20 protein-coding genes are annotated in these 20949 nt (G+C 71.1%); all 20 read left to right on the top strand.

From position 1 onward, the window contains the following. The first annotated feature begins 4 nt into the window (after positions 1-4). The 20 genes from ptsP to VGB24_RS05885 all read left to right on the top strand — a co-directional run bounded on the left by ptsP (position 5) and on the right by VGB24_RS05885 (position 20948). The gene (gene ptsP / locus VGB24_RS05790; protein ID WP_331072017.1) at positions 5-1792 is read left to right on the top strand and encodes a phosphoenolpyruvate--protein phosphotransferase; all 1788 of its coding nucleotides are present in this window, start codon (positions 5-7) and stop codon (positions 1790-1792) included. A gap of 44 nt (positions 1793-1836) precedes the next feature. After that, the gene (locus VGB24_RS05795; protein WP_331072018.1) at positions 1837-2379 is read left to right on the top strand and encodes a bifunctional nuclease family protein; all 543 of its coding nucleotides are present in this window, start codon (positions 1837-1839) and stop codon (positions 2377-2379) included. Then, entirely contained in the window at positions 2376-3389 is a 1014-nt protein-coding gene (locus VGB24_RS05800) for a hypothetical protein (RefSeq protein ID WP_331072019.1), read from the top strand. Before VGB24_RS05795 ends, VGB24_RS05800 begins: the two co-directional genes overlap by 4 nt. 18 nt (positions 3390-3407) lie before the next feature. Further along, entirely contained in the window at positions 3408-4196 is a 789-nt protein-coding gene (gene recO / locus VGB24_RS05805) for a DNA repair protein RecO (protein ID WP_331072020.1), read from the top strand. A 90-nt stretch (positions 4197-4286) separates the two neighbouring features. Beyond that, a complete protein-coding gene (locus VGB24_RS05810; RefSeq protein WP_331072021.1) occupies positions 4287-4802 on the top strand; it encodes a hypothetical protein in 516 nt (171 codons plus the stop codon). Positions 4803-5293: 491 nt separating this feature from the next. Continuing rightward, positions 5294-6547, top strand: coding sequence for a M20/M25/M40 family metallo-hydrolase (locus VGB24_RS05815; protein ID WP_331072022.1), 1254 nt, complete (start codon positions 5294-5296; stop codon positions 6545-6547). Next, positions 6544-6717 (top strand): hypothetical protein, encoded by a 174-nt coding sequence (locus VGB24_RS05820; RefSeq protein ID WP_331072023.1) that lies wholly within the window; start codon positions 6544-6546, stop codon positions 6715-6717. The genes VGB24_RS05815 and VGB24_RS05820 overlap by 4 nt, the downstream gene beginning before the upstream one ends. 172 nt (positions 6718-6889) lie before the next feature. Further along, positions 6890-9601: a valine--tRNA ligase gene (locus VGB24_RS05825; protein ID WP_331072024.1), complete on the top strand. Its 2712-nt coding sequence runs from the start codon at positions 6890-6892 to the stop codon at positions 9599-9601. Further along, positions 9601-10869 (top strand): Ig-like domain-containing protein, encoded by a 1269-nt coding sequence (locus VGB24_RS05830; protein ID WP_331072025.1) that lies wholly within the window; start codon positions 9601-9603, stop codon positions 10867-10869. The genes VGB24_RS05825 and VGB24_RS05830 overlap by 1 nt, the downstream gene beginning before the upstream one ends. A 47-nt stretch (positions 10870-10916) precedes the next feature. Beyond that, complete coding sequence (locus VGB24_RS05835) at positions 10917-11705, top strand: enoyl-ACP reductase (protein WP_331025407.1); 789 nt, start codon at positions 10917-10919, stop codon at positions 11703-11705. 157 nt (positions 11706-11862) lie between these two features. Next, complete coding sequence (gene erpA, locus VGB24_RS05840; protein WP_331072026.1) at positions 11863-12228, top strand: iron-sulfur cluster insertion protein ErpA; 366 nt, start codon at positions 11863-11865, stop codon at positions 12226-12228. Between the two features lie 211 nt (positions 12229-12439). Further along, positions 12440-13516: a quinolinate synthase NadA gene (gene nadA / locus VGB24_RS05845; RefSeq protein ID WP_331072027.1), complete on the top strand. Its 1077-nt coding sequence runs from the start codon at positions 12440-12442 to the stop codon at positions 13514-13516. Positions 13517-13783: 267 nt separating this feature from the next. Continuing rightward, positions 13784-14296, top strand: a complete 513-nt coding sequence (locus VGB24_RS05850; RefSeq protein WP_331072028.1) for a HEPN domain-containing protein — start codon at positions 13784-13786, stop codon at positions 14294-14296. After that, the gene (locus VGB24_RS05855) at positions 14293-14781 is read left to right on the top strand and encodes a hypothetical protein (protein WP_331072029.1); all 489 of its coding nucleotides are present in this window, start codon (positions 14293-14295) and stop codon (positions 14779-14781) included. The genes VGB24_RS05850 and VGB24_RS05855 overlap by 4 nt, the downstream gene beginning before the upstream one ends. A 167-nt stretch (positions 14782-14948) precedes the next feature. Next, positions 14949-16088 carry a glycosyltransferase gene (locus tag VGB24_RS05860; protein ID WP_331072030.1) on the top strand — a complete coding sequence of 380 codons (1140 nt, stop codon included), beginning with the start codon at positions 14949-14951 and terminating at the stop codon, positions 16086-16088. Positions 16089-16146: 58 nt separating this feature from the next. Next, entirely contained in the window at positions 16147-16899 is a 753-nt protein-coding gene (locus VGB24_RS05865) for an FkbM family methyltransferase (protein ID WP_331072031.1), read from the top strand. Next, positions 16896-17672 carry a class I SAM-dependent methyltransferase gene (locus VGB24_RS05870; protein WP_331072032.1) on the top strand — a complete coding sequence of 259 codons (777 nt, stop codon included), beginning with the start codon at positions 16896-16898 and terminating at the stop codon, positions 17670-17672. The genes VGB24_RS05865 and VGB24_RS05870 overlap by 4 nt, the downstream gene beginning before the upstream one ends. After that, entirely contained in the window at positions 17669-18820 is a 1152-nt protein-coding gene (locus tag VGB24_RS05875) for a glycosyltransferase family 1 protein (RefSeq protein ID WP_331072033.1), read from the top strand. Before VGB24_RS05870 ends, VGB24_RS05875 begins: the two co-directional genes overlap by 4 nt. After that, entirely contained in the window at positions 18817-19959 is a 1143-nt protein-coding gene (locus VGB24_RS05880; protein ID WP_331072034.1) for a glycosyltransferase, read from the top strand. Before VGB24_RS05875 ends, VGB24_RS05880 begins: the two co-directional genes overlap by 4 nt. Beyond that, positions 19956-20948, top strand: coding sequence for a GDP-L-fucose synthase (locus VGB24_RS05885; RefSeq protein WP_331072035.1), 993 nt, complete (start codon positions 19956-19958; stop codon positions 20946-20948). Before VGB24_RS05880 ends, VGB24_RS05885 begins: the two co-directional genes overlap by 4 nt. Position 20949: the final 1 nt, after the last annotated feature.

Below are 20949 nucleotides of genomic sequence, written 5' to 3' on the forward strand. Positions count from 1 at the left end.
CGGCGTGAGCGTCGTCCGCGACGGCATCCCGGCCTCGCCGGGCATCGTCATCGCCCCCGTACGGGTGCTGCGGTGGGAGGTGCCGCGCGTGCCCCATGGCGCCGTGATCTCCGAAGACCGGGTGGAGTACGAGATCCAGCGCTTCCGCGACGCGTGCGACTACGCCCGCGAGCGCATCCGCGTGCTGCAGGAGCGCACGGCGCGCACGGTGGGCGAGGTGGAGGCGCGCATCTTCGAGCCGCAGGTGCTGATGCTCGAGGACGCCGACCTGATCGACGGCACCATCGGCACCATCCGCGAAAACCACCTGACGGCCGAGCGCGCCTTCGAGTGGCGGGTGCTGGAGTGGGAGTCGGCGCTGTCGCACAGCTCGCATCCCATGGTGCTGGACCGCCTGGCCGACCTGGCCGACGTGCAGACCCGGGTGCTGCGCCGGCTGATGAACATGCCCGACCCGGACCTGGCCGCCCGCGTGGACGACGGCGAAAAGTACATCCTGGTCGCCCGCGAGCTCACGCCCTCCGTCACCGTGCAGCTCGACCCGAAGACGGTCGTGGGCATCGCCACCGACCTGGGAACGCGCACCTCGCACAGCGCCATCCTGGCCCGCTCGCTGGAAATCCCCTGCGTCGTCTCCGTCGGCAACCTGTCGGACACGGTGCACGACGGCGACGAGATGATCCTGGACGGGCGCACCGGCCGCGTCGTCCTGGCGCCCACGGAGGAGGACCGCGAGGCCTATCGCCAGCGCGACTACCTGATCCGCGAGTGGGAACAGGAGCTGGTGCTGCTGGCGCACCTTCCCGCGGTGACGCGGGACGGCAGCCGGCTGGTGCTGCGCGCCAACATCGACCTCCCCGGCGAGTCGGACCACGCCCGCGACCACGGCGCCGAGGGGGTGGGGCTGTACCGCACCGAGTTCCTGGTCGTGGGCCGCGGCACCGCGCCGGGCGAAGAGGAGCAGTACCGCGCCTACCGCCGCGTCGCCGAGTCGTTCCCGGGGCAGCCGGTGATCATCCGCACCTTCGACCTGGGCGGCGACAAGTTCCCGGCGTTCCTGCACATGGGGCGCGAGGAGAACCCGTTCCTGGGGTGGCGGGCCATCCGCGTGTGCCTGGACGAGCCCGAGGTGTTCCGCACCCAGCTGCGGGCGCTGGTGCGGGCCATGGCGCACGGGGAGATTCGCGTGATGCTGCCGCTGGTCAACGAGATCAGCGAGGTGACGCGCACCCGCGTGCTCATCGACCAGTGCATCGGGGAGCTGCGCGCCGAGGGGCACCCGGTACCCGCCGTCTACACGCTGGGCGCCATGGTCGAGACGCCCGCCGCGGCGCTGATCGCGCCCGAGCTGGCGAAGCACGTGGACTTCTTTTCCATCGGCACCAACGACCTGGTGCAGTACACGCTGGCGGTGGACCGGGGCAACTCGCGCATCGCCAGCCGCTACAACCCCTTCCACCCCGCGGTGGTGCGGCTGCTGGACTTCATCTGCCGCTCGGGACGGGACGCGGGGATCGAGGTGGGCGTCTGCGGCGAGGTGGCGGCCATGCCGCTGGGCGCCTTCCTGCTGATCGGCATGGGGGCCTCGTCGCTCTCCGTGGGCCCGCCGGCGCTGGCGGAGATCAAGAAGGTGATCCGCTCGGTGACGTACGAGGACGCCGCCGCCGGTGTGGCCGAGGCACTCAAGGCGTCGTCGCCGGAGGAGGTGCTGCAGGTGCTGACGGCGCGGCTGGGCCGCGTGCTGGACCTCAACAAGTTCTCGGCGTCGCTGGGGTTGTCGCGTCCGGAATGACGCACTAGGTTGGCCGGCGTTCCCGTGGTACCCTTGGCGACATCATGATCAAAGTCCGCGTGCAGAGCCTGGGGCTCGACCAGAGCACCCAGTCGCCGGTGGTGATCCTGCAGGAGGAGGGGGGCGAGCGCGTCCTTCCCATCTGGATCGGCCCGGCGGAGGCCAGCGCCATCGCCATGGAGCTGGCGGGGATGAAGTTTCCCCGCCCGCTCACGCACGACCTGTTTCCGCTGGTCATCCGCGGGCTGGGCGGCACGCTCACCCGCGTATTGATCACCAGGGTGCACGACAACACCTACTTCGCCGAGCTGGTGATCACCCGCGGCGACGAGGTGTTCACGGTGGATGCACGGCCGTCGGACTCCATCGCCATCGCGCTCCGCACGCAGGCGCAGCTGTTCACCACCGACGACCTGCTGACGGCCACCACCATCTCCATGGCGCCGGAAAGCGACGCGGGGACGGTGGACCTGAGCGGCGAGCCCGGCTCCGCCGGCGAAGGGCCGCAGCCGGGGCTGAACCCCGAGCAGCTGAAAGAGTACCTGCGCAACCTCGATCCCGAAGACCTGGGCCGGTTCAACCCGTGATCTCCTTTTTCTTTCCAGAGCGGGCGGCGCGCCGGGTGGCACGCCGCCCGTTGCCGCACCTGCTGGCCGCGCTTCTGCTGGCGATCTTCGCCGTTCCCGCCCTCGCGCAGGACGTGGTTTCCGGACGCGTGGTCAAGGGCGGCCAGGGCGTCGCCGGGGCCACGGTGGAACTCCACCGCGTCTCGTCGGACACCTCGGGGATGGTCGGCCGCGCGATGTCGGGCCCCGGCGGGGCGTTCCAGTTCACCCTGCCCGCGCGCGCCGACACGGCCACGTTCACCGTCTTCTTCGCCGCGGCCATGGTGGACGGCGTGCGCTACCTGGGCCCGGCGCTCCATCCCAACCAGCCGGGCGCGGGATACCTGGTGCAGGTGTACGACACCACCTCCGCCCAGGGCGCCGTGGACTCGCTGCGCGTCACCCGGCGCGACGTGATCGCCGTCGTGGGGGTGAAGGGCGGATGGGAGATCGCCGAGGCGGTGCGGGTGGAGAACCCCGGCACGCGCACCGTCGTGGGCCGGGGCGGCACGCCGGTGTTCGGCGTTTCCATCCCACCCGGCGCCAGCGAGTTCCAGACGGAGCAGCCGCTGGCCGGCGCCTCCGCCTCCACCGGGGGCGACGTGATGCTGGTGGGCGACCGCGTGGTGGCCGCGGTGCCGCTGGTGCCGGGCTCGCGCGACTTCCTCTTCCGCTACCGGGTGCTGGGGAGCCGCAAGCCCCTGGCGCTCCCCATCTCGCAGGCCACGGACACGCTGGCGCTCTACCTGCGCCAGCCCGCGCCGAACGTCACCGTCGAGGGGCTGAACGACGGCACTCCGTTCGAGGCCGAGGGCGACAGGTACCTGCGCTTCACCGGCGTGCGGCTGCGTCCCGGCGCGCGGGTGGCGCTCCGTGCCAGCCGCCCGGCGGGCGGGGTGGATCCCCGCCTGGTGGCGGGTGCCGCGACCCTGCTGGTGCTGGGCGTGGGGGCGTTCTTCGCCCTGCGGCGGCGCCCCGCGGCGCAGGGCTGACGGGGGCGGGAGGGGGACGTGGCGCTCACCACCACGCGGGCGCTGGTCCTCCAGTCGTTTCCGTACAGTGAAACAAGCAAGGTGCTCCGGCTGTACACGTGGGACCACGGCGTGCGCTCGGTGATGGCCAAGGGCGCGCTGCGCCCCCGCAGCCGCTACGGCGGGGTGCTGGAGCCGTTCACCGAGGGGCACGCCACCTTCTACCTGAGGGAGGGGCGCGACCTGCACACCCTCAGCGGCTTCGACCTGGTGCGGAGCCGTCAGGCGCTGGGCCGCTCGCTGGTGGGCTTTTCCGGCGCCTCGCTGCTGGCGGAGCTGGTGATGCGCGTGGGGACGGAGGACCCACACCCCGGGCTGTACCAGGCGGTCGCGAACGCCTGGGACGCCATCGCCGACGCGCCCACCCCCGCCGAGGCCTTGGGCGCCTCGCTGACGGGCGCCTGGTCGCTGGTGTCGCTCTTCGGCTTCGAGCCGCAGGTGGACGCGTGCGTGCTCTGCGGGGGCGACGTGGCCCCGGACGAGCCGGTGCGGTTCGACGCGGTGGCGGGCGGCGCGGCCTGCACGCGCTGCCGGCAGGCGGGGCGGGTGCTGGAGGCGGAGAGCCGGGCGGAGCTGCGGGGGATGATCCGCGGCCACGTCCCGCCGGGCGGGGTGGGGCGGCCGGGAACGCACCGGGCGCTGCTGCGCGCGTTCCTGGAGGCGCAGCTGGCGCACGACAGGCCGTTCCGCTCGCTGGAGCTGTTCCTGGAGAGCGCGGGCGACGCGCGGGCCGGGCAGGGCGGGGACGAGGGGCCGGCCGTCGCTTGACCCCGCTGGCGCGCACCGGGTAAGTTGGATGCGGAGCCCTTTTCCCCTTGGCAGGACCGCGAATCGGAGGAGCCGACACGCAACAACCTGGTGAACAGTGAGGTGCTGATGCTGCGTGCACCACCTGTTCTGCTCCTCCTGCTCGTGTGTTTCGCTTGGCTCTTTCCCCCCGATGCGCGGGCGCAGGGCGGCACCACCGCGCAGGCCGCGCAATCCAAGGGATTTCGCCTGGAGCAGAACTACCCCAGCCCCGCGAATCCCGACACGTACATCCCGTTCATCCTGGAGGGAGACCTTTTCACCGATGGAGCCCCGCGTGTGGTCTCCATGCGGGTGGTGAACATGCTGGGCCAGATCGTCGCCGTGCCCCGGGCCGTGGGGCACCCCCGGGGGGCCAACGTCCCGGTGCTGAACCTGCGCTATACCGAGCCGGGGCGTAAGGTGGCGTACTGGGACGGGCGAGACCTGAACGGCAGCCGTGTGGCGACGGGCGTGTACTTCTGCATGCTGCAGGTGGGCGACCGCACGGAGTACCTGAAGGTGATCGTCACCGCGCCTCCACGGCGCAGGTCCCGGTTCTGGCCGTTCGGCCGCCGAGGCGACTAGAGCCGGTCTGACCACGAGGTCGGGCCGGCTCTTTCGTTGCGGTTCCCCCTCCCCCGGCCCCTCCCCCGCAAACGGCGCGGGAGAGGGGTGAACTTCGGGCGGGGTTCGATCGGGTTCGGCGCATGCCGCTGCTGGCCCCTGCCCCAGCCCCTCCCCCGGCAAACTGCGCCGGGAGAGGGGGGAACTCCGATCGGGGTTCGACTGGCTGCCTCGCATGCCGAGAGAGCCCCCTCCCCCCGGCCCCCGTCCCCCGCTGCGCAGGGGAGGGGGAGACCTGAACTGCACTTCGGCTGGCCACGCGCACTCGACTGGCTCCCTTCCCCCGCGCAGTTTGCGGGGGAAGGGTTGGGGATGGGGGGCGCCGGCCCGCGCACCCCACTCCGAAGAGCCCCATCCTGGCCCCCGTGCGGGGGTGGCCTCGCGAGCCTGCGCGCCGGAACCTACATTCGAACGCACAGCATCACCCATCGCCCCAGCCGCCGATCGCGCCCATGCCGATCCCCGTCCGCCTTGCCGCCGCGCCCGCGCTGGCGCTGCTCGCCGCCTCCGCCGTGCAGGCGCAGGACCTTCGCGTTCCCGACCGCAACGCGCGCGTGCGGCAGGCGCTGGAGTTCGCGCGGCAGGACGAGCCGCGCACCATCGAAGACCAGATCGCCATCTGCCAGATCGAGGCGCCGCCGTTCAAGGAGGCCCGCCGCGCCGAAGACCTGCGCGCCCGGTTCGCCGCCATGGGGCTGCGGAACGTCCGCATCGACTCAGTCGGCAACGTGATCGCGGAGCGCCCCGGCGCACCCGGAGAGCCCGTCGTCGTCATCTCCGGGCACCTGGACACCGTGTTCCCCGAGGGCACGGACGTCACCGTCCGGCGCGAGGGCACCATCCTGCGCGCCCCCGGCATCGGCGACGACTGCCGCGGGCTCGCTATCCTGCTGGGGATCGCCCGGGCGATGGACCAGGCGCAGCTGCGGACGCGCGGCACCATCATCTTCGTCGGCACCGTGGGCGAGGAGGGGGCGGGCAACCTGCGCGGCGTGCGGCACCTGTTCAGCCACGAGCTGAAGGACCGGGTGGACTACTTCATCTCCGTCGACGGCACCGGGCTGGGGCTGACCAAGGACGCGGTCGGCAGCCACCGCTACACGGTCACCTTCCGCGGCCCCGGCGGCCACAGCTACGGCGACTTCGGCGTGCCGAACCCCGTCCACGCGCTGGGCCGGGCCATCGCCAAGGTGTCGGAGTTCCAGGTGCCCGCCGATCCGCGGGTGACGTTCAGCGTGGGGGTGATCCAGGGCGGCACGTCGGTGAACTCCATCGCCATGAGCGCCGGAATGCAGGTGGACATGCGCTCGGTGGATGCGGGGGCGCTGCAGGCCCTGGACGACCGTTTCCAGGCCGCCATCCGCGAGGCGCTGGCCGAGGAGAACGCCCGCTGGCAGTCCGGCGAGCGGCTGACGGTGTCGGTCGACACGATCGGCATCCGCCCCGCCGGGTCTCAGCCGGCCGACGCGGCCATCGTGCGCGCGGCCAACGCGGCGGGGCGGTCGCTGGGCTTCGACGTGCCGGCAGTCGCCAGCAGCACCGACGCCAACATCCCCATCAGCCTGGGCATTCCCGCGGTGACCATCGACGGCGGGGGCAAGGGCGGGGGCGCGCACTCGCTGGGCGAGTGGTTCGACACGGCGGACAGCTACCTCGGTACGCAATGGGCGCTGCTCTTCGTCCTCACGCTCACGGGTGTGCGATGAACATCGTGCGACTCGCGATGCTGGCGGTGGTCGCCGCGCTGGCGTTCATTTCCCTGCGCAACCGGTACGACCTGACGACCAGCATCATCATCGTCGCCGCGGCGGGGCTGCTCGTCGCCCGGCTGCTGGCCCGCTTCGCCGCCCGGCGGCGGCGCGCCGGCGGACCCTGATCGGCGCATCCCAACGACCTGTCGGGATGGAAGCCTCGCGTCGAGCGGGGCTTTCGCCGTTCAGCGGGGCGGAGATGCGCCTCCGCGGGGACGGAACTTGGCTTGACCGGCCTTGTAGACTCAGGTAGAATCCGCGTTCTGCCCCGTGCCTGGTATGGAGACGAGAAAGCGAATGGCCGAGCCGCTGCCGCCGCAGTACAACCCGCAGGAAAACGAGGACGCCCTCTACCGCTGGTGGGAGGAGCAGGGATTCTTTCGTGCCGACGCGGCGTCGGAGCGCGAGCCGTACGTCATCGTCATCCCCCCGCCCAACGTTACGGCCATGCTGCACATGGGGCACGGCCTGAACAACACCATCCAGGACGTCCTCATTCGCTGGCGGCGCATGCAGGGCCGCGAAGCGCTCTGGCTGCCCGGGACGGACCACGCGGGCATCGCCACGCAGAACGTGGTCGAGCGCCTGGTGGCCAAGGAGGGCAAGACCCGGTACGACCTGGGCCGCGAAGCGTTCGTGGGCCGCGTCTGGGAGTTCGTCCACGAGACGGGCGGCGTCATCCTTCAGCAGCTGCGGGCCATCGGCGCTTCGGCCGACTGGACGCGCACGCGCTTTACGCTGGACGAAAGCCTGTCGCGCGCCGTGCGTGAGGTGTTCGTGACCCTGTACGAGAAGGGGCGCGTCTACCGCGGGCACCGCATCATCAACTGGTGCCCGCGCTGCCTGACCGCGCTCAGCGACGAAGAGGCCGAGCCGGCGGAAACGCAGGGCAAGCTCTGGCACCTGCGCTATCCGCTGGCGGAGGGGGCGGAGATCCCCGGCCTGCCGCGCCTGCCGGACGGCCGCCAGTACATGACCATCGCCACCACCCGGCCCGAGACCATGCTGGGCGACACCGGCGTCGCGGTGCATCCCGGCGACGAGCGCTACGCGGCGCTGGTGGGGCGCGAGCTGGATCTGCCGCTCACGGGGCGCCGCATCCCCGTCGTCGCCGACGAGTACGTGGACCCCGAGTTCGGCTCGGGCGCGGTGAAGCTCACGCCGGCGCACGATCCCAACGACTTCGAGGTGGCGCAGCGCACCGGCGTGGCCACGCTGAACGTGATGACGCCCGAAGCAGCCATCAACGGCGAGGCGCCCGAGCCCTTCCGCGGGATGGATCGCTTCGAGGCGCGGCGGGCCGTGGTGACCTCGTTCGAGGAGCTGGGGCTGCTGGAGAAGGTGGAGGAGCACACCCACGCGGTACCCCATTGCTACCGCTGCGACACCGTGGTGGAGCCGCGCCTTTCCGAGCAGTGGTTCGTCAGCATGAAGCCGCTGGCGGAGCCGGCGCTGCAGGCGTGGCGTGACGGCCAGGTGCGCTTCCATCCCGAGCGCTTCGGGCGCACCTACGAGCACTGGCTGGAGAACATCCGCGACTGGTGCATCAGCCGCCAGCTGTGGTGGGGCCACCGCATTCCCGTCTGGTACTGCGGCGACTGCGGCGAGACGATCGTGGCGCGCGAGGATCCCACGTCTTGTACGAAGTGTGGCGGCTCGGCACTGGAGCAGGACCCGGACGTGCTCGACACCTGGTTCAGTTCGTGGCTGTGGCCGTTCAGCACCATGGGATGGCCGGAAGACACGGCCGACATGCGGAAGTTCTATCCCAACAGCACGCTGGTGTCGGGGCACGACATCCTGTTCTTCTGGATTTCGCGCATGATCATGGCGGGGCTGGAGTTCCGCGGCGAGGTGCCGTTCCGCGACGTGTACCTGACGGGAATGGTGCGCGACCACCTGGGACGGAAGATGTCGAAGTCGCTGGGCAACGGCATCGACCCGCTGGTGGTCAAGCAGCGCTTCGGCGCCGACGCGCTGCGCTACACCGTCGTCAGCGGCTCCGGGGCGGGAACGGACCAGCTGCTGAACTACGAGAACCTGGACGAGACGTTCGGCCCCGGGCGCAACTTCGCCAACAAGCTGTGGAACGCCGGCCGGTTCGCCCTGATGAACCTGGGCGACGATCCCCGCGTGCCGCTGGACGAGGTGTCCGCCGACCTGGAGCCGATGGACCGGTGGATCCTGTCGCGGCTCTCCAAGTCCGTGCGCGAGGTCACCGATTCGCTGGAGCGCTTCCGCCTGCAGGACGCGGCCACGCGCGGCTACGAGTTCTTCTGGGGCGAGCTGGCCGACTGGTACCTGGAACTGGTGAAGCCCCGCCTGCGCGGCGACATGGGCGACGCCAGCCGCCGTGCGGCGCAGGCCACGCTCGCCCAGGCGCTGGACGGGGCGCTGCGCATCCTTCACCCGGTGATGCCGTTCATCACCGAGGTCGTCTGGCAGAAGCTCCCCAAGGCAGAGGGCGAGGCCCCCGCGCTGATCGTGGCGCCGTGGCCGCAGCCGCGCCCGGAGTGGGAAGACGCGGCCGCCGAGCGGGCTATCGAAGAGCTGCAGGCGGTGATCGGCGCCGTGCGCACCATCCGCGGGGAATACGGCATTCAGCCGGCCGCCCGCGTGCCGCTGCGCATCCCCGGCGCGTCCGACGAAGTGAAGGCCGTCCTGGATGCCAGCCGGCGCGCGCTCCGCGACATGTGCCGCGTGGACGAGGTGGAGTTCGCGGGGGCGGATGGCGAGGTGGGCGCCAGCGCGGTGCTGCGCTCGGGGACGGAGCTGTTCATTCCCCTGGCCGGCGTCATCGACCTGGACAAGGAGCGCGCGCGGCTGCGGGACGAGATCCAGCGGCTGGACGGGCACATCGCGGGGACGGAAAAGAAACTCTCCAACGAGTCGTTCGTCGCGCGCGCGCCGGAGAACGTTGTGCAGTACGAGCGCGACAAGCTGGCGTCGTTCGGCGACCAGCGCGGCAAGCTGGCGGAAAAGCTCCAGGCGCTGGAAGGCGCGGCGTGATGCGGCTTGCACGCGCCGCCGTCCTCCTCGGTCTCGCCGCGTGCGCCAACGTGCAGGCGCCGCCTGGCGGGCCCGAGGACAAGCAGGCGCCGCAGCTGCTGGCCACCCGTCCGGACACCATGGCCAGCCTGCAGGGGTGGACGGGCCCGGTGGTGTTCGTGTTCGACGAGGAGCTGGCGGAGGCGGGCGTGGAGGACGCCGTGTCGCTGAGCCCCGTCCGCGGCCGCGTTGCGGTGGAAAAGGAGGGCGACCAGATCGTGATCCGCCCGCGTACGGGCTGGGAGCGGGGGCAGATCTACCAGGCCGAGGTGGCGGCGGGGATCAAGGACCGCTTCGGCAACGCGCGCACGGAGCCGATCCGGCTGGTGTTCAGCACTGGACCAGCGATCCCGGACACCCGCGCGTCCGGGGCGGTCGTCGAGCGGATCACCGGCAACCCCGGGCAGCAGACGCGGGTGGACGCGGTGCGCCTTCGCGACTCGCTGACGTACACCACGCGCACGGACAGCGCGGGCCGCTTCGAGTTCCGGCAGGTTCCCGAGGGCGAGTACCGGGTGATCGCGTACCGCGACGCCAACCGGAACGGCCGGCCAGACCCGTTCGAGGCGCGCGACACGGCGCGGCTGACCTTCGCCCCGGGCCAGGCGCCCACCGCGAGCCTGGCGACGCTGCTTCCCGACACCACGCCCCCCGTCGTGCGCTCCGCGACGCTGACGGAGGGGTGGGTGGAGGTGCGCACGGACGACTACCTAGACCCCGAGCAGCCGCTCTCGGCCGCGCAGGTAGCCGTGGTGGGCCCGGACAGCGTGGCCGTCGCCATCGCCGAGGTGCGCGTGGGCGCGCCGCCCGCAGCGCGCGACACGGCCGAGGTGGACAGCGCGGCTCCCGCGGCGCAGCCGGGCCCGGAGCGCCAGCCCCCGCGCGCGGACAGCGCCGCCGCCGAGCCGCGCGGTCCGCTTCCCGCGCAGGCGCTTTTCGTGCGGCCCGCGTCGCCCCTGCGGCCGGACACCGTCTACATCGTGCGGGTGACCGCGGTGCGCAACATCAACGGGCTGGTGGGCAGCGGCCAAGCACGGCTGCGCACGCGGGAAGCGGCTCCGGCTCCGGCTCCGGCGCCCCGAGTGGAGGCGGACTCCCCGGCGACGGGGAGTGCCACACCCGCGCCGCCGGGCACCGTGCGGCCCGCGCCGGCCGACCCCGCGCCGGCCCCGGGACGCCCGCGCGCCTCGCTTCCCGCGCGCGGCGCCCTGGTGCCGGCGCGGGAATGAACCTGAATCGCGAACATCCTCCGTTCACCGGATAATCGGAACCGACCATGTCCGAAAACTCGCCGCTCGCCGGTCTGCTGGCGGGGAAGAAGGGCCTCATCGTGGGTGTGGCCAACCAGAACTCCATCGCGTGGGCCTGCGCGCAGGCGCTGCACGGCGCGGGGATGGAACTGGCCTTCACCTACCAGGGCGAGCTGATGCGCGACCGCGTGATGAAGACGGTGTCGTCGCTGGGTGACGTGCCCGTGTTCGACCTGGACGCGCGCAGCGACGAGCAGATCGACGCGCTCGTGGCCGCGCTGCGCGAGCGCTGGGGGAGCCTGGACTTCCTGCTGCACTCCATCGCCTACGCCCCCAAGGCCGCGATGGCCAACGCGTTCATCGAAACACAGCGGGAGGATTTTTCCGCCGCGCACGAGATCAGCGCCTACTCCCTCGTCGCCCTGTCGCGCGCCTTTGCGCCGATGATGCCCGAGGGCGGCAGCATCGTCACCATGACCTACTACGGCTCGCAGAAGGCGGTGCCCGGCTACAACGTGATGGGTGTCGCCAAGGCGGCGCTGGAGGCCAGCGTCCGGTACCTGGCGGTGGACCTGGGCGCGCGCGGAATTCGCATCAATGCCGTGTCCGCCGGGGCCATCAACACGCTGGCGGCGCGCGGCGTGGCCCACTTCCGCGACCTGCTGCGGATCACCGGCGAGCGCGCCCCCCTGAAGCGCGCGGTGGAGCCCAGCGAAGTCGGCAACGCCACGCTGTTCCTGGCGTCGGAGCTGGCCGGCGGCATCACGGGCGAGGTGATGTACGTGGACGCGGGCTTCAACATCACGGCGGGGTGAGCGCCTGAGGATTGATTCTCGGCGCCGTCCGCATATACTTCAGTAGTTGAACAACGGCGCCGCGGCCCGGAACCTGCTGGTTTCAGGAGCGTACAAGTCGTTACGAGAGCGGGGGTTGGCGAACCCGCGACCAACCTTGTGATGCGGGGTTGCAGCAATGCAGACGAGCGAGATCAGCACCGAAGCTCCGGCCACTCCGGTTCTTCTTACGGCCACGGCGGCCACCGAGGTGCGCCGGTACATCGAGGAGCAGGGCGCGGCCGAGACGGCGGGGCTGCGCGTGGGCGTGCTGCCCGGCGGCTGCTCGGGCTTTCAGTACGGCCTGAACATCGAGGACGAGGCCGGCGAAGACGACATGATCCTGGAGTCGCAGGGCATCCGCCTGTTCGTGGATCCCTTCAGCCTGCAGTACCTGCAGGGCACCGAGATCGACTACGTGTCGACCTTCCAGGGCAGCGGCTTCACGTTCAACAACCCGAACGCGGCTGGCGGCTGCGGCTGCGGGAGCTCGTTCACGGTGTGAACGGCAGTGGAGTGCGTGAGTGCGGAAGTACGCACGACGCAGGGAGGCCCGCGGAGCGATCCGCGGGCCTTCTTTCTTTTTACCGCACTACCGCACTCACGCACTGACGCACTTCCCGCCCCCCCCTCTTGCATTCTCGTAACGAGTATGACATATTCCTATCGTTCTCAACACGAGAACGCTTAGACGACGCCTGCCGCCGAGGTGAGCCTTGATCCAGATCGCCGACGTCCTTTCCACGCCGCTCGAGTACGCCCGCCTTTCCCGCGAAGAGCTGGCGGAGCGCATCCGCCGCCGCACGCAGGAGCTGAACGCGGTGATCCTGGGGCACAACTACCAGCGCGTGGAAATCCAGGAGGTCAGCGACTACCTCGGCGACTCGCTGGGACTGTCGCAGGAGGCCGCCAGCACCGACGCGGACGTGATCGTGTTCTGCGGCGTGCACTTCATGGCCGAGACGGCCAAGATCCTGTCGCCGGACAAGACGGTGCTGATGCCCGACCTGCGGGCCGGCTGCCCCATGGCCGACTTCGTCACGGGCGACGCGCTGCGCAGGCTCAAGGCACGCTTTCCCGGCGCGGTGGTGGTGGCGTACGTCAACTCCACCGCCGAGGTGAAGGCCGAATCCGACATCTGCTGCACGTCGGCCAACGCGGTGCAGGTGGTGAACACCATCCCGGCGGACCGGACCATTCTCTTCGTCCCCGACCGCAACCTGGCGCGCTACGCGGCGGAAAAGAGCGGCCGCCCGTACGTCATCGCCGGGCGTGAGGAGGGGGATGTGAAGCCGGGGAGCATCGTGGCGTGGGACGGCTACTGCTACGTGCACGACGACCTGGTGATGGACGAGCTGGCTGCGGCCAAGAAGAAGCACCCCCGCGCGCTGGTCGTCATCCATCCCGAGTCGCGCGCCGAGCTGCTGGCCCAGGCCGACGTGGTGGCGTCCACGGCGAGGATGGTGGACATCGCCGAGCAGAATGACGAGGTGATCTTCGGCACGGAGCGCGGCATCGTCGACCGGCTGAAGGCGCGCTTCCCGGAGAAGACGCTGGTGCCCCTATCCGGAGCCGCTATCTGCGGCAACATGAAGGTGAACACGCTGGCCAAGCTGGCGTGGTGCCTGGACCACCAGCAGCACGAGTTGGTGCTGGACGAGGACGTCCGCACGCGCGCGGAGCTTTCCCTGCGCCGCATGCTGAACCTGAACGACGGCTGGGCCGCTCCCACGGCCGAGGAAATGGCCCTGGAAGAAGCCGGCCTGCGCAAGACGGGCTGCGGCTGCGCCTGATCGCACCTGTCGGTCGAAGAAACGAGCGGCGGCATCCAAGGGTGCCGCCGCTCCTCTTTTCGCCTGCTCCATCATCTGTCATCCAGAGGTCCAAGCGCACCGTACCCGCCCGCAAACCGTCCATTGCGGGCCGAAGGATCCAGCCTGCGACACTTCGATGCTTGGGCGCGGCAGCGAACACCAATACCCGCCAGCCCGAGTCCTTCCCCGCGCCCCGAACGACTTTCGAGCATCCTGAATCGCGCGAACTCTCTGGCGGCCAATAAGATGCCCGTCGTGGTGCGCTTGGTGGCGGATCGTGTTGGATTGACAGGACTTATGCTCGTCCGTACCGTTCGCATCGTTGCGCAGCACATGTTCACCTTGGGCGGACGGGCACGACGGATGATTCCCCGGCTGGAATTGAGGAGGCTGGCCTTTGCGAGGCTGAAGGATGCGCGCGCCCTTTACGCGGCCGGCCGCTACGACGCGGCGCTGTACCTGTGCGGCTACGCGGTGGAACTCGCCCTCAAGGCGCGCATCTGCCGCACGTTGCGGTGGGATGGCTATCCCGAGTCGCGCACGGAGTTCGCGAACTTCGGGAGCTTCAAGATCCATGATCTGCAAGTACTCCTCGAACTGAGCGGGATCGAGCAGCCGATCCGCGCGGGCCACGGCGCTCACTGGGGAGTGGTCGCGAAGTGGCATCCAGCCCTCCGCTACGCGCAGGTAGGAACGGTTGGTCAAATCGAAGCCAAGCGTCTGATTACCTCTGCTCGCCACCTGGTGAGGGTTCTATGAGCGATCTTGTCGAGAAGCTGCGTCCCGTGGAGCGCGATCTTGCTCGCGACTTCGGAGATTTCGCGTTGCTCGCGCTTTTCGCTCCGGAAGAGAATTCCTACGAGAGATGGGATCTCGTGCTCGCGGCACCCCGGCTGCACCACACGTACGAACGCGCTCAACTGCAGCGGATCATCGACGTGATGCGTCAGCACCTGACGCTCAAGGACTATATCCGCGTGTGCCGCTTCATCCTCCTGCCGATGACGAGCCCGGAGGTGATGGAGATTACGCGGCGGTACCCAACCGAGGGCCGGGTCATCGAGATCTTCAGTCGTGAGATGTTTAGCCGTTTCATGCGGGAAGGCTACATCATGACCTCGCGGTCAGTGCTGGCTTGCGCGGCCGACGCTCCATCGCAGGGCTCCACTGAATGCACTGGACCCGCTACGATCGTGCGAAAGCCGCGGGTCACGCGCCAAGTGGCGGAACTGCCCCGCACGTAGGGGCTCCGGCGCGTGGGTTGCAACGGCACTCGCACTCCGTTACTTCTACAGCCATCTCTGCGTCCTCACTCGTCTCGCCCCACGCCCGCGCCCATGCCTGCAGCCTGCATCGAGCGACTCCCCGGCCGGAGCCGTCCCGCTGCGTGGCCGCGGTACGGGCGGGGCTCATGACCCGTCCGCTGCGCCTGCTGACGGTGGGGCACTCGTACGTCGTCGGCACCAACCGGCGGCTGGCGCACGCAATGGCACGGGCCGGGGCGGGGGAGTGGGAGGTGACCGTCGCAGCCCCGGAAGCATTCCCGGGCGACCTCGGTCCCATCACGCTGGAGCCGTTCCCGGGCGAGCTGCCGCGGTTGGTGCCCGTGCCCGTCCACGGCGCGCGCCGCATCCACACCATGCGATACGGGCGGCGCTTTCGCGGCCTCCTACGCGAGGGGTGGGACGTGGTGCACTGCTGGGAGGAGCCGTTCGTTCTCGCCGGCGCGCAGGTGGCCGCGTGGACGCCGCGGGAGGCGCGTCTGGTGTACGCCACATTCCAGAACCTGCCGAAGCGCTATCCGCCCCCGTTCGCCTGGGCCGAGCGGTACGCGCTTCGCCGCGCGGCGGGGTGGGTGGCGTTCGGCGAAACCGTCCACGACGCCCTGCGCGTCCGCCGCGGGTACGACCATCTCCCGGTGGCGGTAATCTCGCCCGGGGTCGACACGGAGCTGTTTCGTCCCGACACCGAAGCGGCCGCGCGCGTCCGCCATTCGTTGGGATGGCGGGACGATGGCCCGCCGGTGATCGGCTTTCTCGGCCGCTTCGTCGCGGAGAAGGGGCTACGCACGCTCATGGCGGCGCTGGACGCGGTGCGGGAGCCGTGGCGCGCGTTGATCGTCGGCGGCGGGGAGATGGAGGGCGAGCTGCGGGCGTGGGCGGCGGGGCGGGGCAACGCGGTACGGATCGTCACGGGCGTGCCGCACCGCGAAGTGCCATCGTATCTCAACGCGATCGACGTGCTGTGCGCGCCCAGCCAGACGACCCCGCGTTGGAAGGAGCAGCTCGGGCGGATGCTGATCGAGGCCATGGCGTGCGGTGTGGCGGTGATTGGCAGCGACAGCGGCGAGATCCCGCACGTCGTTGGCGATTCCGGGATGATCGTCCCCGAGGCGGAGGAAGCGGCCTGGGCCCGCGCGATCGACCGCCTGCTGGCGGATTCCGAGCATCGCCGCGCGCTTGCGGAGGCCGGTCTTCGCCGCGTCGGCGCGCATTTCGCGCTCCCGGTGGTCGCCCGCGGCCACCTGGACTTCTTCCGGTCGCTCCTGTGACGGCGGGCGTGTCCAGGTTCTTACCGGTCACTGTCATGTGCCGCCACGTGCCAGATCGATGCTGAGGGGGATCGCCACGTCCGGGCGCGCGCTGCTGAACCGCGCGGGCATCGACCTGGTTCGCCATCGCCCGGTCCCGCCGCACCTTTCGCGCAGGGCCCACCTGCTGTCGCGCTTCGGCGTGACGGTGGTTCTCGACGTGGGGGCCAACGCCGGGCAGTACGCCCGTGAGCTGCGGGGCATCGGGTATCGCCGCCGCATCGTGTCGTTCGAGCCGCTGTCGTCCGCGTATGCCGCACTGAGCTCGCTGGCTGTAGCGGACCCCGCGTGGCAGACGGTGAACCTGGCGCTGGGCTCCGCTCCGGGCGAAGCCGTGCTGAACGTGGCGGGAAATTCCTGGAGCAGCTCCCTGCGTCCCATGCTGGACGCGCATCTCTCCGCCGCGCCGGAATCGGAATACGTGGGATCGGAAACGGTCACCGTCGAGCGGCTGGACGCCGTGTTCGACCGGTACGTCCAGCCGGGAGACCGTGTCTGGCTGAAGATCGACACGCAGGGCCACGAGGCCGACGTGCTGGATGGCGCCGGCGGGGTTCTCGACCGCGTCGACACCATCCAGCTGGAGATGTCGACGGTGGGGATGTACGAGGGCGAGCTCCCGTTCGTCGAGATGTACCGGCGGCTGGAATCGCTGGGCTACGCGTGCGTGCACCTGGAGCCGGCGCTGGTGGATCCGCACGACGAGCGCCTGCTGCAGCTGGACGGCTACTTTCACCGGGTGGCGCCCGCGGCCGGAGGCGCGCCGCGGTGAACGGCGACAACGCGGAGCTGATCGCATCGGGCGAGTACGCGCGGAAGCAGCTTTCCGGGGGCGCGGGGCTCATCGGGTGGAGCCACGAGCGGCGGTTCCGGACGGCGCGGCGGATGGTGCAGCCGTACGCCGGGGCGCAGCTGCTGGACTACGGCTGCGGCGACGGGACCTTCCTGGCGATGGTGCACGACCTGTTTCCCGACGCGGTGGGTGCGGAGATCGACCAGGCGCTCGTGGACGGCGCGCGCGAGCGCTTCCGCGCGCTGGCGGGGCTGGCGTTCGTCCACGCGGGAGACGAGCTGGATGCCCTCCCGGCGGCCGGGTTCGGCGTGCTCACCTGCATGGAAGTGCTGGAGCACTGCACGTCCGACACGGTGGAGCGGGTGCTGGGGCAGCTGAAGCGGCTCGCGTCGCCCGGCGCGGCGGTGATCATCAGCGTGCCGGTGGAAACGGGGCCGGCGCTGCTGGTGAAGCAGGCGGCGCGCGCGGCCGCGGGGCTGCGCGGCATCAGCGGCTACCAGGAACGCGAGCGGTACGCGCCCGGCGAGCTGGTCCGCATGATCGCCGGCGCGGCGGTGGATCGCCCCGTGTACGAAACGCGCTTCGCCGATGGCACCCCCAACCGCTACCACGGGCACAAGGGCTTCAACTGGCGCGCGCTCGCGGCCCGCATCGGGCGGGATTTCCGCATCGAGCGGACGCGGTTCTCGCCCGTTCCCGCGCTGGGCCCGCTGCTGAACTCCCAGGCCTGGCTCCTGTGCCGCCCCAGGTGAGCGCCCGCGTCGGAATCGTCTACGACTACGCCGCCGAGAACTGGCCCAGCATGGACCTGGTCGGCGACCTGCTGATGGATGGGCTGCGCCGGCATGCGCCGCGGTTCGCGCCGGAGCGCATCCAGCCACGCATGCCGCGCCTCCTTGGAGGATGGGCGGGGGGCGCGGGGTACAACGCCGACCGCCTGATCGGGCGGCACGTGGCCTACCCGCGGTGGTTGCGCCGGCATGGCGGGGGGAGGGACCTGTATCACGTGGTGGACCACAGCTACGCCCAGCTCGTCCGCGCGCTCCCGGCCAGGCGCACCATCGTCACCTGCCACGACCTGGATGCCTTTCGCTCGCTCCTGCAGCCGGAACGCGACCCGCGGCCGCTGTGGTTCCGGGCGATGATGAAGCGCGTCCTCGGCGGCCTTCAGCGCGCGGCGCACGTGGTCTGCGACAGCGAGGCGGTTCGCGCGGAACTGCTGGAGCACGGCGTCGTACCGGCGGACCGCGTGTCGACCGTGCCGCTGGCCGCACACCCCGACTTCCGCGCCGATCCCGATCCCACGGCGGATGCGCACGTGGCGACGCTGCTCGGCCCGGCGCCGCCGGACGCAGTCGATCTCCTCCACGTCGGAAGCACCGCTCCACGGAAGCGCATCGGCCTGCTGCTGCGCGCCGCAGCCCCGATGCTCGCGGCGAACCCCCGTGCTCGTCTGATCCGCGTCGGCGGACCGCTGGAGCCGGTACATCGCCAGTTGGCGGAGGAGCTGGGGATCGCCGGGCGGATCGTGGAGGTGCCGTGGGTGCCCCGCCCGCTACTCGCTGCGCTCTACCGCCGCGCCGCGCTGGTGGTGAGCACGTCGGAGCGCGAGGGATTCGGGCTGCCGCTGGTGGAGGCGATGGCCTGCGGCGCTCCCGTGCTCGCCAGCGCCCTGCCCGTGTATCGCGAGGTCGGCGGCGGAGCCGCGCGGTACGTGGACGGAGACGATCCGGCCACCTGGTCCGCCGCGCTGTCGGGAACGCTGGCGAGCCTGGCGGACGCGGGAGAGCGGAGCGCCGCCACGGCCGCGTCGCTGGACCGGGCGCGGCGGTACGGGCTGGACCGCTTCGCCGCGGGGATCGCCGCCGTGTACGACCGCGTGCTGGCGGAGGCGGCGTGAGCGCGCGCCTGAAGGTGGTGCACGTCGGCAAGTTCTATCCGCCCTACCCCGGCGGAATGGAAAGCCACCTCGCCACCCTGTGCGGCGAGCTGGTGGACGACGTGGACCTGCGGGTGATCGTCGCACACGACGGGCGCGAGACGGTCTCGGAGACGGTGGACGGCGTTCCCGTGCTGCGGATCGGCACGGCGGCGTGGATCTCGTCGGCGACGGTGAATCCCGGGATGGCCGCCGCCATCCGCGGGTCCGGGGCCGACGTGGTGCACCTGCATCATCCCAACCCCACGGGCGTGCTTTCGTACCTGGCCAGCGGCAGCCGCGCGCCCCTGGTCGTCACCTACCACAGCGACATCGTCCGCCAGCGCGTGCTGCGGACGCTCTTCTGGCCCGTGCAGCACCGTTTTTTGCGCCGCGCGCACGCCATCATCGCCAGCTCGCCCGACTACGCGGCCAGCTCGCCCGTGCTGCGGCGCCACGCGGACCGCGTGCGGGTGATCCCCTTCGGCATCCGCCCGGACGACGCGGGCACGCCCGACCCCGCCACCGTCGCCATGCTCCGGGAACGATATGGCGCAAGGGTGGTGCTGGCGGTGGGTAGGCTGGTTTACTACAAGGGTTTCGACTACCTTGTCAGGGCGATGGACAGCGTCGACGGGCACCTGGTGATCGTCGGCGACGGGCCCATGCACCGCGAGCTGGAGCGGCTGGCGGCCGAGCAGGGCATCGCCGGCCGCGTGACGCTGGCGGGGCGCGTCGACAGCGTGGCGTCGCACTACGCCGCCGCCGACGTGTTCGCCCTTCCCGCCACGGCGCGGAGCGAGGCGTTCGGCCTGGTGCAGCTGGAGGCGATGGCCGCCGGGCTGCCGGTGGTCAACACGCAAATCCCCAGCGGCGTGCCCTTCGTGTCGCGCGACGGCCAGACGGGGCTCACCGTTCCGCCCCGCGACCCCGCCGCGCTGGCCGCCGCCCTCACCCGCCTGCTGGACGACGTCGGCCTGCGCACGCGCCTGGGCCGGGCGGCGCGCGAGCGGGTGAGCACGGAGTTCAGCGCGGAGCGCATGGCCCGCGACACGCTGGCCCTGTACCACGAAGCCGCGGGCCGTCCCATGCCCGCCATCCCCACGTCCAGGCCCGAATGACCTCCAGCGAAGCCGCCCCGCCGCCGTCCCTGCCCGAACTCGAGGCCTCGTCCGACTTCTGGCGCGGGCGGCGCGTCCTGGTCACCGGCGGATCGGGGTTCCTGGGCTCGCACGTGGTCGAGCGCCTGCGCGCCTGCGGGGCCGAGCCCTTCGTTCCCCGGCGCGCGCAGTTCGACCTGACGCGCCAGGCCGACGTGGAGCGGGTGTACGAGGCCGCCCGTCCGCAGCTCGTCATGCACCTGGCCGCCGAGGTGGGCGGCATCGGCGCCAACCGCGCCGCGCCGGGGCGCTTCTTCTACGCCAACGCCATGATGGGCGTGGCCATGATCGAGCAGGCGCGCGTGGCCGGGGTCGAGAAGTTCGTGCAGATCGGCACCGTCTGCGCGTACCCCAGGATCACCCCGGTTCCCTTCCGCGAAGAAGACCTCTGGGCGGGGTACCCGGAAGAAACCAACGCGCCCTACGGCATCGCCAAGAAGGCGCTGCTGGTGCAGCTGGCGGCGTACCGCGAGCAGTACGGGCTGAACGGCATCTACCTGCTGCCCACCAACCTGTACGGCCCGCGCGACAACTTCGACCCGGCCACCTCGCACGTGATCCCCGCGCTCATCCGCCGCATGGCCGAGGCCCGGCGGGATGGGGCCGGGGAGCTTCCCGTGTGGGGCACGGGCGAGGCGTCGCGCGAGTTCCTGTACGTGGACGACGCCGCGCGCGCCATCCTGCTGGCGGCGGAGCACTACGACGGGGTGGAACCCGTCAACGTCGGAATTGGTAATGAGATACGCATCCGCGAGCTGGCCGGGCTGATCGCCGGCCTGGTGGGCTTCGAGGGGCGCCTGGCCTTCGACCCCACGCAGCCCGACGGGCAGCCCCGGCGCTCCCTGGACACCAGCCGGGCCCTGCGCCTGTTCGGCTTCCGCGCGCGCGTCCCCATGCACGAGGGGCTGCGCCGCACCGTAGAGTGGTACCTGAGCCAGGGTTCCGCGTAAC

The organism is Longimicrobium sp. (assembly GCF_036399935.1).
Lineage (GTDB): Bacteria > Gemmatimonadota > Gemmatimonadetes > Longimicrobiales > Longimicrobiaceae > Longimicrobium.

Excerpts from the sequence above, each read along its gene's own strand:
- VGB24_RS05795 (WP_331072018.1), top strand. The coding sequence starts at position 1,837 with ATGATCAAAGTCCGCGTGCAGAGCCTGGGGCTCGACCAGAGCACCCAG.
- VGB24_RS05815 (WP_331072022.1), top strand. The coding sequence starts at position 5,294 with ATGCCGATCCCCGTCCGCCTTGCCGCCGCGCCCGCGCTGGCGCTGCTC.
- VGB24_RS05820 (WP_331072023.1), top strand. The coding sequence starts at position 6,544 with ATGAACATCGTGCGACTCGCGATGCTGGCGGTGGTCGCCGCGCTGGCG.
- VGB24_RS05825 (WP_331072024.1), top strand. The coding sequence starts at position 6,890 with ATGGCCGAGCCGCTGCCGCCGCAGTACAACCCGCAGGAAAACGAGGAC.
- VGB24_RS05830 (WP_331072025.1), top strand. The coding sequence starts at position 9,601 with ATGCGGCTTGCACGCGCCGCCGTCCTCCTCGGTCTCGCCGCGTGCGCC.
- VGB24_RS05835 (WP_331025407.1), top strand. The coding sequence starts at position 10,917 with ATGTCCGAAAACTCGCCGCTCGCCGGTCTGCTGGCGGGGAAGAAGGGC.
- erpA (WP_331072026.1), top strand. The coding sequence starts at position 11,863 with ATGCAGACGAGCGAGATCAGCACCGAAGCTCCGGCCACTCCGGTTCTT.
- VGB24_RS05850 (WP_331072028.1), top strand. The coding sequence starts at position 13,784 with ATGCCCGTCGTGGTGCGCTTGGTGGCGGATCGTGTTGGATTGACAGGA.
- VGB24_RS05855 (WP_331072029.1), top strand. The coding sequence starts at position 14,293 with ATGAGCGATCTTGTCGAGAAGCTGCGTCCCGTGGAGCGCGATCTTGCT.
- VGB24_RS05860 (WP_331072030.1), top strand. The coding sequence starts at position 14,949 with ATGACCCGTCCGCTGCGCCTGCTGACGGTGGGGCACTCGTACGTCGTC.
- VGB24_RS05865 (WP_331072031.1), top strand. The coding sequence starts at position 16,147 with ATGCTGAGGGGGATCGCCACGTCCGGGCGCGCGCTGCTGAACCGCGCG.
- VGB24_RS05885 (WP_331072035.1), top strand. The coding sequence starts at position 19,956 with ATGACCTCCAGCGAAGCCGCCCCGCCGCCGTCCCTGCCCGAACTCGAG.